Below are 12,426 nucleotides of genomic sequence, written 5' to 3' on the forward strand. Positions count from 1 at the left end.
GATACACAATGAAGAGAAGAATCGTTATCAAAGTGGGATCGAACGCCCTGACACGCACCGATGGGCGCCTCGACGTGACACGCATGTCGGCACTGGTGGACCAGATAGCCTGGCTGCGACAGCAGGACTTCGAGGTGATACTGGTATCGTCGGGAGCCGTGGCCTGTGGACGTCGAGAGCTGAAGGCCACCCACGAGCTGGACTCAGTGGAGCAGCGCCAGTTGTTTTCGGCATTAGGACAAGCCAAGCTGATAGGTCTGTACTACGACCTGTTTCGCGAATACCATATTCATGTAGGACAGGTGCTGACGATGAAAGAGAACTTCAGCCCAGGCGAACAGTACAAGAACCAGCAGGCCTGTATGCGCGTGATGCTGGAGAACGGCGTGCTGCCTATTGTCAACGAGAACGACACCGTGAGCGTCACCGAGCTGATGTTCACCGATAACGATGAACTATCTGGCCTCATCGCCCAGATGATGGAGGCAGACACACTGATTCTACTGTCTAACATCGACGGCATCTACACCGGCAACCCCGCAGACCCACAGTCGCAACTGATCAAGGAGGTGGCTCCAGGCAGCGACCTCTCGCAGTATATCCAGACGGAGAAGAGCTCGGCCGGACGCGGCGGTATGCAGTCGAAATATGCCACAGCGTCAAAGATTCAGGCTGCAGGCATACGCGTGATCATTGCCAATGGCAAGCGCGACAATGTCCTCATCAACCTCATAGAAGATCCAATCCACACCCCTCACACAGAATTCTTAGTACATGCAACTCACTGATACTTTCAAACGCGTGAAGCAAGCCAGCAAACGACTGAGCCTGCTCACCGACGAACAACGTAACGAGATATTGCTGGCCGTCAGCCAGGCCATCATGCAACAGCAGCAGCGCATCCTCGATGCCAACGCTCAGGACCTGGCCAAGATGGAGAAGACGAACCCGCTCTACGACCGTCTGCAACTGACGGAGAGCCGCCTGGAGGGCATTGCTGCCGACATGCGCAATGTGGCCTCGCTGCCATCACCACTGGGACATGTGACCAAAGCGAAGACGTTGCCCAACGGACTGCGTCTGTGCCGTGTGTCTGTGCCTTTCGGCGTGATTGGCATGATCTATGAGGCGCGCCCTAACGTGACGTTCGATGTGTTTTCACTATGTTTCAAGAGTGGTAATGCCTGCGTGCTGAAAGGCGGCAAGGATGCCGACTGCAGCAACCGCGAGGAGGTGGCTCTGATCCACGAAGTGCTGGAGCAGCACGGCATCTCGAAGGATGTGGTGGCGCTGCTGCCTGCCACCCACGAGGCTACTGGCGAGATGCTCAACGCCGTGGGTTACATAGACCTGTGCATACCGCGCGGCGGACGCAAGCTCATCGACTTTGTGCGCGACACAGCTCGGGTGCCGGTGATTGAGACGGGTGCCGGCGTGGTACACACGTACTTTGACAAGGAGGGTGACTTGGAGATGGGCCGCAATATTATATGTAATGCCAAGACACGGCGCGTCAGCGTATGCAATGCACTCGACACACTACTTGTCCACAAGGACCGTGAGGCCGACATCCCCCAACTGCTGGCTCCAATGCAGGGGAAGGTGACCTTCTACTATAACGATGAGAGTCTGTACGACACGGAGTTCATGGACTACAAAATGAATGTCGTCACCGTAGCCTCACTGGAAGAGGCACTGGCACACATCGACCAGCACGGCAGCGGACACAGCGAGAGCATCATCACCATGAACGAACAGACCGCCCGCATCTTCCAGTCGCACGTGGATGCCGCCTGCGTCTATTGGAATGCACCGACCTCGTTCACCGATGGTGCCCAATTTGGACTGGGCGCAGAGATAGGCATCTCGACCCAGAAACTCGGTCCACGCGGCCCCATGGCCCTGGAAGAGATCACCACCTATAAGTGGTTGATTGAAGGTGAAGGACAAGTGAGAGCGTGAGGAGCCCCCCACCTAACCTCCCCGAGGGGAGGAACTTTTAGGCGCTAAATGCCGCTTTTGCCAAGCAAAACGCCGTGAATAGAAACCCTATTCACGGCGTTTTAATATACCATACAACAAACTGTAAGTAATAACCGCGAAATAATAACAAATCGAAAGTAGTTTTAATTGTTTTGCTTTCGGTTTGCAACAAAATATTAAAACGAAGATTCATTTTGAATAAAAGAACGTGAAGATTCTGTCAAAATGGATTAATTTTGCACCCGAAAGCTTTCATATTGTAATCCCTGAAAGCGGGGACTAGTTATTAACTAATAAGGTAAAAAAGAATTGAGTTATGAAAAGGATTGAAGCAATTATCCGCAAGACGAAGTTCGACGACGTGAAAGAGGCGCTGCTACAATCGGACATTGACTGGTTTGAGTACCACAACGTGCACGGCATCGGTCAAAGTCGAGAGGAGCGCATCTACCGCGGCGTACAGTATTCAACAGACGTGATTGAGCGCGTAGCACTGACCATTGTTTGTCGCGACCAATTCGTAGCCCCCACAGTCAAGGTGATTCTGCAGGTAGCTCACACAGGAGAAGTGGGCGATGGGCGCATCTTCGTCAGCGAAGTACTAGACACATGGAGCATCCGTACAGGCGAGAACGGCGACACGGTGCTGAGAGATAAGAAATAAAAAAGAAGGAGATTACAACTATGAACGAAATTGCTTTTTCACTTGATACCGTATGGATGCTATTGGCAGCCATGTTAGTATTCTGGATGCAACCAGGTTTTGCGCTGTGCGAAGCGGGTTTTACACGAGGTAAGAACACAGCAAATATATTGATGAAGAACTTTGTGGACTTTATGTTCGGCTCACTGCTGTTCTTCTTCCTAGGCTTTGGATTTATGTTTGGCAGCGACGGTGCTGGCTTTATCGGTATGCCCAACTGGGGCGACCTGTCTTTCTACAGTGGCGATCTGCCCGTAGAGGGATTTCTGATTTTCGAGACCGTGTTCTGCGCCACCTCAGCCACCATCGTTAGTGGTGCCATGGCCGAGCGCACCAAGTTCTCTATGTACTTGATCTACAGCGCTGTGATTTCACTCTTCATCTATCCCATCGAAGGTCACTGGACATGGGGTGGCGGCTGGCTGTGCAGCGATGCTGCCGACGGCTTTATGATGAGCGTCTTTGGCGATGTGTTCCATGACTTTGCAGGTTCTGCCATCGTACACAGCGTAGGTGGTGTGCTGGCTCTGATTGGTGCCCTCGCACTGGGTCCCCGCATTGGTAAGTACACCAAGGAAGGCATGAGCCGTGCTATCCCCGGTCACAACCTGGCTATGGCTGCTCTGGGTGTCTTCATCCTTTGGTTGGGATGGTTTGGCTTCAACCCCGGTTCTCAGCTGGCTGCCAGTGGTGAGGTGAACCGTGTAGCTATCTCACATGTATTCCTGACCACCAACCTGGCTGCTGTTGCCGGTGGTATGGGCACGATGTTCCTGACCTGGTTTAAGTATGGCAAACCCTCACTCTCACTGACACTGAACGGCGTACTGGCCGGTTTGGTAGGTATCACTGCTGGTTGCGACCTGGTATCACCCATGGGTGCAGTAGTCATCGGTCTGGTATGCGGTCTTGTCCTGGTTTATGCCATCGAGTTTATTGATCACAAGCTGCACATCGACGATCCCGTAGGTGCTTCATCTGTACACGGTGTTTGCGGTATTCTCGGCACAGTGATGACCGGTTTGTTCTCTACCACCAACGGTCTGTTCTACGGTTACGGATTCGGTTTCCTGGGTGCACAGGTATTCGGTGTACTGGTGATAGACCTCTGGGCAGCTGCCTGCGGCGTAGCCCTGTTCTACGGCATCAAGAAGTTGCACGGTCTGCGCGTGAATGCCCGCATCGAGGAAGAAGGTCTGGACATCTACGAACACGGAGAGTGCTGCTATAACTAATGCTATAGATGCTATAGAAACTATAGGTACTATAGGTACTATAGGTACTATAGCCACTATAGCCACTATAGCCACCATAGAAAACAGAAGTTAAGAAGTACAACCAACGCAAAACTAAAAAAGCCAATAGGCTATAATCAACATTAATCAACCCACAAAATAGATTCTATTATGAAGAAACTGATGATATTAGCAATGGGTATGATGCTCAGCAGCACCACCTTTGCACAGGACGAAGTTGAAACAACAGTTAGTAGTGACATCGTGAGCAGCTATATCTGGCGTGGTCTGGATCTGGGAGGTGTATCGGTACAGCCCACACTGGGCGTCGGCTACAAGGGTTTGTCGCTGACAGCTTGGGGCAACGTAGGACTGGCCGAGCCCAACGACACCAAGGAGTTCGACCTGACACTGGGCTACACGCTGGGCAACCTGAACATCGGCATCACCGACTACTGGTTTAATAGTGGACTAGACCCACAGAACAGATACTTAAGATATGACGCCCACAGCACAAACCACCTGTTTGAGGCCAACATCGGCTATGACTTCGGTGTAGCCTCGGTACAGTGGTTCACAAACTTTGCGGGCAACGATGGAGCGAACAAGGACGGCGACAGAGCCTACAGCAGCTATCTGGAGTTTGTTGTACCATTTAAGATTGCCTCGGTTGACTGGACAGCTACAGCAGGTGCCGTACCTTTCGCTACCTCATTTTATGAGACTTCTGGGTTTGCCATTACTAACCTCTCCCTACGTGCGACAAAGGCGATTGCCGTGACCAATTCATTTACGATTCCTGTGTTTGCCCAGGTCACGACCAATCCATGTAGCCAGAAAGCGTATCTGGCATTTGGAATAACGTTACAGCCATAAGGAAACAGAACGTTTCTTTATTATTCTTTACGATTATTTGGTGCTGACGAAATTATTTAGTAATTTTGCCAGCACTTTTTATATTATTAAGGTACACGCATAAGAACGAAACAAAGAACGATGAAAAGCTTTATTAACGTACAGGACATCGGCCCTCTGGAGAAGGCAATGGCCGAGGCATTTGAAATTAAGAACGACCGTTTTAAGTATCAGCATCTGGGCAAAAACAAGACCCTGATGATGATATTCTTCAATAATAGTCTGCGCACCCGTCTCTCTACACAGAAGGCTGCTATGAACCTGGGCATGAACGTGATTGTGCTCGACGTGAACGCAGGTGCCTGGAAACTGGAGACCGAGCGCGGTGTCATCATGGATGGCGACAAGAGCGAGCACCTGCTGGAGGCCATCCCCGTGATGGGCTGCTACTGCGACGTGATTGGTGTACGCTCGTTTGCTGGTCTGACAGACCGCGAGTACGACTATGCCGAGACGGTGCTGCACCAGTTTATCAAATACAGCGGTAAGCCCGTGTTTGCCATGGAGACCGCTACAGTGCATCCGCTGCAGGCTTTTGCCGACCTCATCACCATCGAGGAACACAAAACAGTGAAGAAGCCAAAGGTGGTTCTGACCTGGGCGCCTCACTGCCGTGCTTTGCCTCAGGCCGTGCCCAACTCGTTTGCTGAGTGGATGAATGCGGCCGACGACGTAGATCTTGTCATCACCCACCCCAAGGGCTATGAGCTGGATCCTAAGTTCGTGGGCAATGCCCGTGTGGAGTACGACCAGAAGAAAGCTTTCGAGGGTGCCGACTTCATCTATGCCAAGAACTGGAGTAACCCTGGCGTGACCAACCCCGCCGACTATGGTAAGATTACCTGCGAGGACCGCTCGTGGACGGTAGATACCGAGCACATGTCGTGGACCAACAACGGTAAGTTCATGCACTGTCTGCCCGTGCGCCGCAACCTGATTGTCACCGACGATGTCATCGAGAGTCCCAACTCGCTGGTCATCCCCGAGGCAGCCAACCGCGAGATCAGTTGTTCGGTGGTACTGAAACGAATACTTGAATCATTATAAAAAATACAATGGAGATACTACCCCTTTGGGCGTGGATTGTGTTCTACGTTCTTGTTTTTATCATGCTGATTGCCGACCTGAAGATGTTCGGCAAGAAAGGAGAGCATGAAGTAAGCATCAAAGAAGCACTGAAGATGACCGCCATCTGGATTGGCGTGTCACTGGTCTTCTGTGCAGGCATCTATCTGTTTTATCCGGTGGATGCTCATGAGAAAGCAACAGAGTTTCTGGCAGGTTATCTGATAGAGAAATCGCTATCGATGGACAACCTGTTTGTGTTCTTGATGCTTTTCTCGTTCTTTGGCGTAGAGCGCAAATACCAGCATGAGGTGCTCTTCTGGGGTATCTTCGGCGCATTGGTGCTGCGCAGCATCTTTATCTTTGCCGGAGCAGCCATGGTAGAACGGTTCGAATGGGTGCTGGGCCTCTTCGGCTTGTTCCTGCTCTATACAGGTGGAAAGATGTTCTCTCACAGCGACGAGCAGCAAAGCGACCCATCGCAAAACATTGTGGTAAGAGTGTTTAAGAAGTTCTTCCCCGTGACCACCCAGATGCACGGCGATAAGTTCTTTATCAAAGAAGGTGCCAAAAGACTGGCCACACCGCTCTTCATCACCCTGCTGGTCATCGAGACCACCGATGTAGCCTTCGCCGTCGATTCCATCCCTGCCGTCTTCTCCGTCAGCCGCGATCCGTTCATCGTACTGACCTCCAACATCTTTGCCATCCTCGGACTGCGTGCGCTCTATTTCGCACTGGCTGCCGTGGCTCAGTATTTCACTTATCTGAAATACGGCCTGGGCATCATCCTGATCTTCGTGGGTGTGAAGATGTTGCTCGCCATGAACGAATACATCAATCAGTTGGCAGCATGGGCAGGTCTGGAGCTCAACATGCCCCACATCGAAGTGCCCACCGTTTGGTCGCTGGCATTCATCTTCGGCGTGCTGGTACTGTCGATGGCAGGCAGTTACATCACCAAACGCGCATCACGCTCATAAGTCGTATTGAATCCTATATCGCCGCCAAGTCGGCGAACTACAAAACGAACCATCTTCCATGGTTCGTTTTTTTTCTTTCTACCAGAAACTACAGCCTACCCTCTTCACGGTAAGAATAGTAGATGCCGTCGGCCACGATGACGTGGTCGGCAAAATGGATGCGCATCAGCTGACAAGCCTTGCGGACGCTCTCCGTCAGTGCATCGTCCTGTCGGCTGGGGCGGATGCTCCCACTGGGATGATTATGACAGACCGCCATGATGGTGGCATTCGACAAGACAGCCTCACGCATGATGATACGAATGTCCACGCTCACCTCGCTGATGCCGCCATGCGCAATGCGCACCTTCTTGATGAGACGAAAGTTCTGGTTCATCAACAGTACCCAGAACTCCTCCACATCCAAATCCTGCATCACCGGATGCATGTGGTTATAGATAAGAGTTGCCGTGCCTAGGTCTGGCCGTTCCTCGGCCGTCTCCAGCTGTCGGCGCTTGCCCAGTTCGCAGGCTGCCATGATGGTGATGGCCTTTGCCGGTCCCACGCCATTATACTGGCACAGGTCGTGAATACTCATCTTTCCGAGCGTGTTCAGGTTGTTGTTGCAGTCGGCAAGGATACGTTTCATCAGCGATACGGCATCTTCCCTGGGCGAACCAGAGCCAATCAGAATAGCTAACAACTCAGCATCGCTTAATGTCTGAGCGCCCAATCGCTCCATCTTCTCGCGCGGTCGGTCTTCCTCAGCCCATTGGTTGATATTTAGTTTGTTATTTCTTGTTTCGGAGTCTTCTCTTATCATAGTAGGCCACAAAGGTACGAAAAGTTGAGCGAAGAACAAAAAGAAAATTCGTTTTTTCTTCAGCACTTAACATTGTAAAAATGTAACTTGCTGGTCTTTAGTTGATTGCGTCTATAAAACACGCTAAAAGACTTAACGTAACACTTAACATAGAGTTAACATGAATGCCTAAAATTTGCCTTTTTGTTAGGTCATTGTTAGGTCAATGTTAACTCTATGTTAACTCTTATGTTAACTCTTGAGCGCCCCCAAATCTTCTGAAACGCCCATAAACAGGGACTTTTTTGAAAATGAATGTTAAGTCTTCAGGATTTTTCTGCATTTGCTCAAAAAAAATGTCCAACAGCCAGCTTGTACTTAAAAATATTCCCAGCGTGGGACTGCTTTGGTCCCAGCGTGGGAACGGATCAGTCCCACCGTGGGAATAAGTTGTTCCCATCGTGGGAAATGAGTGTAAAAAAAGGTCCGGCGATATTTTTCACCGGACTCATCTTTTATTTATTTGACGACAATCTTTCTGATTGTACCATCTCGCATCAACACAAGGTTGAGACCCTTCTGAGGTTTGCTCAGCACCTTACCATTAGGGCTATATATTCGGACAATCATTTCTTTCATCATTATATCCGTTATTCCAGTCACATAGCTAGCATGAACTGTAACATCATGAGCAGGCATTGTCTTTGGTAGGTCTATCCGCTCAAAAGTAACATAGTTGCCCTCTGGCTGTGGCTCTGCTGTGATGGTTGCTCTATATTTTTCGGTAAAGGACTCGTGTCTAAGGCTGATATTAGCCTCTAGTATCATCAGTGGTTAAGAGAATCAATAACCAGTTCCGCTGATTTCTTACATCCCACAATGGTAACGACACACGGAGTTGCATACGGAAAACACAGTGGTATTGTACAGAAACAAGTAACGATGGACGATTTGTTTGTTTAACCAGAATCGTCTTCGACGGGTATGTCGAGGATTATGAGTGGTAGGGAGTTATCAGAGTAAACAAATCTGCAAAAAGTTTGGAGGTTTCGAAAGAAATCTCTATCTTTGCAACGGAATGGATAAGAAAGTGCTTAGCAATATCAAAAGAGTGCTGGCGCAGACACTACCAAAGAATGCTACAGCAAGACTCTACGGGTCACAAGCCCGTGGAGATGCTCGTAGTGACTCTGATTGGGATATCCTGATAGTGCTTGATAAGGATAAATTGCTTCCAGACGATTATGATACTGTGACTTATCCTCTTACTAAGCTTGGCTGGGAACTTGGTGCAGAAATCAATCCTATTATGTACACCAAGAAAGAATGGGAGGCAAGCAGAATAACACCATTCTACCATAATGTTGAACAAGATGCAATAGCAATATGAGCCTGAACGACGAAGAAAGAAAAACGATGGTTGGCTTGGAATTAGAAAAAGCGAATCGCTTTCTTAAGCAAGCTGGTATGATGTGTGAGATGGAGCAGTGGGACATTGCTGCGAATCGTTATTATTATGCGTGTTTTCATGCTGTTCAGGCGTTGTTCATATTTAACGGCTTAGCAAGTCGACGTCATTCAGGGATGCTAACTCAATTAGGATTGCATTTTATCAAGACAGGGATTCTTGAAGATCGACTTGGTGCATTCCTGACAAGAATGGAGCAACTAAGGGAAAAAGGCGACTACAATTGTCTTTTCGATGTTACAAAGGAGGAATTGCTGACTTTTGTAGGGCCTGCCCACGAACTGATTGACAAAATCACCCAATTGATACAAACTCCCTAAGAATAGTAAGACACAGTTCTTTGATCAGCTCAATGAATCAAAAAACTGTAATTCTATAGTTTGATGCTTTCTTTAGTTCTAAGGGCACAAAGTGCACAATGGGTCAGTTTGGTTGTGCACTCAATAACTGAAACGCCCTTACAGCTTATAGGGTTATATCCTATTTTGAATACCTACTGCCATTCCATCTATATGTAACACCTCTAATACCGCTTGCTAAATCATAAACGCCTTTCGTTTTGGTTGAGAGTATTATGAATTTGAGCCAATGATCTTCATCACTATCGAGTTGTGTTGTCTCTCCATTACTCCATTTTATGTAAATCTCGAGCATTGGCTTGTAGTCCACTTCTGGATCTCCCCAATTTACTCCAGGTTGGTATATACATTCTATTATTTCATTCTTCCCATCGCCGTTTAGATCATAGCTCACATGTTTCTTTACTTCATGCCCATAGCTGGCCTCTTGCTCTTCTGGTGTAAACGTAGTATTGGGATCAATTACTAATAAATCTTCAGTCCCATCGGTCATAGGTTTAGTATAATCTTCATCTTCTATCCCTAAATCATCTTCAGTTCCCCATGCTTCAGGTAGCCATGGAGCTTCAGACACAAAGAATCCATTTTCTTTATTTAAACTTATTTCCAAAGGCATACAATATCCAGAATGATACACCAAGTCGACAGCCCATTTCTTATCTTTTTTCTCTTTAATTCTTATTTCGTCCACAACATCATAGTTATGTGTCTTCGCGCCAAGGCATAGCATGCTACGATATATTTTTCTATATAGTTCCGGAGTTATCTCAGTAAACTTCAAATGATTTGGTTTGAAATAAATATCAGCGATTTCGTCAATCGTATAAACACTTGTTTCTTTTATTAAATCCCTAAACTTTAGTGTACTGTCAATTTGGTGCATTTCATATTCGATATTTCCTTCACAAGAAAGCATTGTGTATAATTGAATAGATTCATCCCATCTCTCTTCAAAAGCTTTCTTAATACCAGCAGAAACAAGTGCCCCAAATGATCCATAAAACTCTTTTTCTAAATGTGAAAAGTCGTAATATGGATTTCCCGCGTAAAAATTAATTTTGTTTGTGAATACCTCGTTAACGTCACTTTTTACATACTTCAATATTGCTTGGCAGATTAAATAATCTTCAGCTTGTTGAACAACTTCATTTTCCACAAACTCCTTTACTTTTTCTTCTTTTGATGTACAAGAAGAAAACGCCAAAAGCACTATCAATAAGAACAAACAATTTCTCATACACATTCCCTTTTTAATACTTTACAATTGGAAAATATTTATTGAGAGTCTCTATAAGTGTATCAACATACTTTCGCCCTTTGCGCGAAGGATGATAGGCATCTAACAAAATAACTTGACCACTTTTGTACACATCTATCCAATCTGGAGAATTACCGATCTTCTCAAGTCCTCTATTTTCAAAATCATTTTTAAAATGATCAAATGTATTGCCAAAGACAATTACATCGGGAGCGTATATTTCAATCTGCTTGTTAAGAATTGATTTCCATTGGATATAGAATTGTTCAATGTTATTTTTAATAGATTTGCTGTACCCTGGCATCTTACTTACATTCAAATATGCTATGGACTGCATTACTCTAGCCATTTCAATTTTATTGTGGATATAGTCCATGTCATCATACATTAGACCATTCAAATATCCATACATAACATAAATGATTACTTGCCATGTTGGTTGACTAGCGGTTACTCCAAGGTCTGTAAATGACTCATTTGGAATAACCCAGCCTCCCTTTTCAAGTCCGCCACCCTCTAGCTGTCCATTTGGTTCCTTAAGTATCCACATGGTCTTATGCCTTGAACTAAGATAGCCAGCTATGTCGCAGACGCCATCATATATAGGACTTTGCTCTCCATATCCAAGCTCTTTAGCATGTTGTTCTATGTCACGCCAAATTCCATTTTGTGCTTGTTCAAGAAATTCTACTGTCATAGTGATAATAATTAATGCGAAATTACATCTATTTGGAAAAAAGTCAAACTTGGCATTGCCTTTGTAACGTCAATACCATATTTGCGAATAAAGGCCTGCCTCATGGCTTCTCTATCCTTACCATTGTTGAAATTACTAGTCTGAGATATTACTTCGACAGACATTCCTTTTTCTACTTTAACACCATTTGCTGTAATTGCTCTAATAGTAGTAACCTTACATAACATCTGTTTAGGGGGCCATTTTTTTCAGTTGCCACTTCTGTTTTAAAACCATTATCGTTGATCATCTTTCATGAACTTATGAAGAGGGACATTGCTGCTTTTTGTTGCAAATAATAATTATCACTAGTGGTAGTAATTTCTTTCTCATAACCATTTTTTTTAAGTTATTATTGATAGGTTAATAGAATACACAAAAAGAAAACGTGGACAATTTACATCGTCTACGTTATCTGAGGTATCGGCAAACACCTAAACTGCTTAAACGAGTAAATGTCCACGCCAAACGGCATGAACTCTCTACTTCAGTCCTTGCAGTTATCATTAAATTTTGCCGATTTTCAGATAACAAGAATCAAAAGTGGATGTTCAAATCCTATATGTCCTTTTTATATTTATCTTAGCCCATAGGCTTCTTTGTTTTTAGGGTTATACATTATATATTATTGATTACTGTTTCCGAATTATTATCAGTAGACTTGAATTCCATGTTTTGGGATTTGCTGTTTAAACAAGGGATTCATGTTTTCGCGCATCCATCAACATCGCTGTCTTCCCGTTGTTCGTTTCTTGCAACTGAACCAAAAAGAAGCATCGAACTAACCCTATAGTGCTCGCTGAGATACTGACGGGTTGATTTCAATTGTTCTATTGTTTGTGCTCTGTCTAACATAAGCGTTGCTCGGATTTGTTGTCAAAGATAAACAAAAAAGCCGAAAGTGCAAAGCTTTCGGCAAAAATAATTTATGATGCGTTAA

At 46.2% G+C, this 12,426-nt stretch carries 16 protein-coding genes; 9 read left to right on the forward strand and 7 right to left on the reverse strand.

Annotated features, from left to right (window positions below):
* The first annotated feature begins 8 nt into the window (after positions 1–8).
* The 7 genes from proB (at position 9) to T496_RS0109940 (ending at position 6,884) form a co-directional block, all read left to right on the forward strand.
* Positions 9–788: a glutamate 5-kinase gene (proB, locus tag T496_RS0109910; protein ID WP_027450608.1), complete on the forward strand. Its 780-nt coding sequence runs from the start codon at positions 9–11 to the stop codon at positions 786–788.
* A complete protein-coding gene (locus T496_RS0109915) occupies positions 775–1,962 on the forward strand; it encodes a glutamate-5-semialdehyde dehydrogenase (protein WP_027450609.1) in 1,188 nt (395 codons plus the stop codon). Before proB ends, T496_RS0109915 begins: the two co-directional genes overlap by 14 nt.
* A 337-nt stretch (positions 1,963–2,299) precedes the next feature.
* A complete protein-coding gene (locus T496_RS0109920) occupies positions 2,300–2,647 on the forward strand; it encodes a P-II family nitrogen regulator (RefSeq protein ID WP_027450610.1) in 348 nt (115 codons plus the stop codon).
* A 20-nt stretch (positions 2,648–2,667) separates the two neighbouring features.
* On the forward strand, positions 2,668–3,921 hold the full coding sequence (locus T496_RS0109925; RefSeq protein WP_027450611.1) for an ammonium transporter: 1,254 nt from the start codon (positions 2,668–2,670) through the stop codon (positions 3,919–3,921).
* A gap of 171 nt (positions 3,922–4,092) precedes the next feature.
* Positions 4,093–4,797 carry a hypothetical protein gene (locus T496_RS0109930; protein WP_027450612.1) on the forward strand — a complete coding sequence of 235 codons (705 nt, stop codon included), beginning with the start codon at positions 4,093–4,095 and terminating at the stop codon, positions 4,795–4,797.
* A gap of 120 nt (positions 4,798–4,917) precedes the next feature.
* Positions 4,918–5,883, forward strand: coding sequence for a Rossmann-fold NAD(P)-binding domain-containing protein (locus T496_RS0109935; protein WP_027450613.1), 966 nt, complete (start codon positions 4,918–4,920; stop codon positions 5,881–5,883).
* Positions 5,884–5,891: 8 nt separating this feature from the next.
* Positions 5,892–6,884 carry a TerC family protein gene (locus tag T496_RS0109940; RefSeq protein WP_027450614.1) on the forward strand — a complete coding sequence of 331 codons (993 nt, stop codon included), beginning with the start codon at positions 5,892–5,894 and terminating at the stop codon, positions 6,882–6,884.
* 88 nt (positions 6,885–6,972) lie between these two features.
* On the opposite strand, the gene radC is transcribed toward T496_RS0109940, so the two are convergent.
* From radC to T496_RS0109955, 3 genes are all read right to left on the reverse strand, one after another.
* Positions 6,973–7,686 (reverse strand): RadC family protein, encoded by a 714-nt coding sequence (radC, locus tag T496_RS0109945; protein ID WP_044111089.1) that lies wholly within the window; start codon positions 7,684–7,686, stop codon positions 6,973–6,975.
* Between the two features lie 226 nt (positions 7,687–7,912).
* On the reverse strand, positions 7,913–8,125 hold the full coding sequence (locus tag T496_RS15165; protein ID WP_027450616.1) for a hypothetical protein: 213 nt from the start codon (positions 8,123–8,125) through the stop codon (positions 7,913–7,915).
* Positions 8,126–8,184: 59 nt separating this feature from the next.
* Complete coding sequence (locus T496_RS0109955) at positions 8,185–8,493, reverse strand: hypothetical protein (RefSeq protein ID WP_027450617.1); 309 nt, start codon at positions 8,491–8,493, stop codon at positions 8,185–8,187.
* Positions 8,494–8,743: 250 nt separating this feature from the next.
* Between T496_RS0109955 and T496_RS0109960 the strand changes: the two genes are divergently transcribed.
* On the forward strand, positions 8,744–9,055 hold the full coding sequence (locus tag T496_RS0109960) for a nucleotidyltransferase domain-containing protein (RefSeq protein ID WP_027450618.1): 312 nt from the start codon (positions 8,744–8,746) through the stop codon (positions 9,053–9,055).
* Positions 9,052–9,453 carry a HEPN domain-containing protein gene (locus T496_RS0109965; RefSeq protein WP_027450619.1) on the forward strand — a complete coding sequence of 134 codons (402 nt, stop codon included), beginning with the start codon at positions 9,052–9,054 and terminating at the stop codon, positions 9,451–9,453. The genes T496_RS0109960 and T496_RS0109965 overlap by 4 nt, the downstream gene beginning before the upstream one ends.
* A 160-nt stretch (positions 9,454–9,613) precedes the next feature.
* Here T496_RS0109965 and T496_RS0109970 read toward each other — a convergent pair whose 3' ends face one another.
* The 4 genes from T496_RS0109970 to T496_RS15350 all read right to left on the reverse strand — a co-directional run bounded on the left by T496_RS0109970 (position 9,614) and on the right by T496_RS15350 (position 12,341).
* A complete protein-coding gene (locus tag T496_RS0109970) occupies positions 9,614–10,729 on the reverse strand; it encodes a hypothetical protein (protein WP_027450620.1) in 1,116 nt (371 codons plus the stop codon).
* 13 nt (positions 10,730–10,742) lie between these two features.
* Positions 10,743–11,447 carry a hypothetical protein gene (locus T496_RS0109975; protein ID WP_027450621.1) on the reverse strand — a complete coding sequence of 235 codons (705 nt, stop codon included), beginning with the start codon at positions 11,445–11,447 and terminating at the stop codon, positions 10,743–10,745.
* A gap of 11 nt (positions 11,448–11,458) precedes the next feature.
* Entirely contained in the window at positions 11,459–11,674 is a 216-nt protein-coding gene (locus T496_RS15005) for a DUF6140 family protein (protein WP_155808848.1), read from the reverse strand.
* Between the two features lie 514 nt (positions 11,675–12,188).
* The gene (locus T496_RS15350; RefSeq protein ID WP_081783615.1) at positions 12,189–12,341 is read right to left on the reverse strand and encodes a nucleotidyltransferase family protein; all 153 of its coding nucleotides are present in this window, start codon (positions 12,339–12,341) and stop codon (positions 12,189–12,191) included.
* Positions 12,342–12,426: the final 85 nt, after the last annotated feature.

The organism is Xylanibacter brevis P6B11, from assembly GCF_000621825.1.
Taxonomy (GTDB): domain Bacteria; phylum Bacteroidota; class Bacteroidia; order Bacteroidales; family Bacteroidaceae; genus Prevotella; species Prevotella brevis.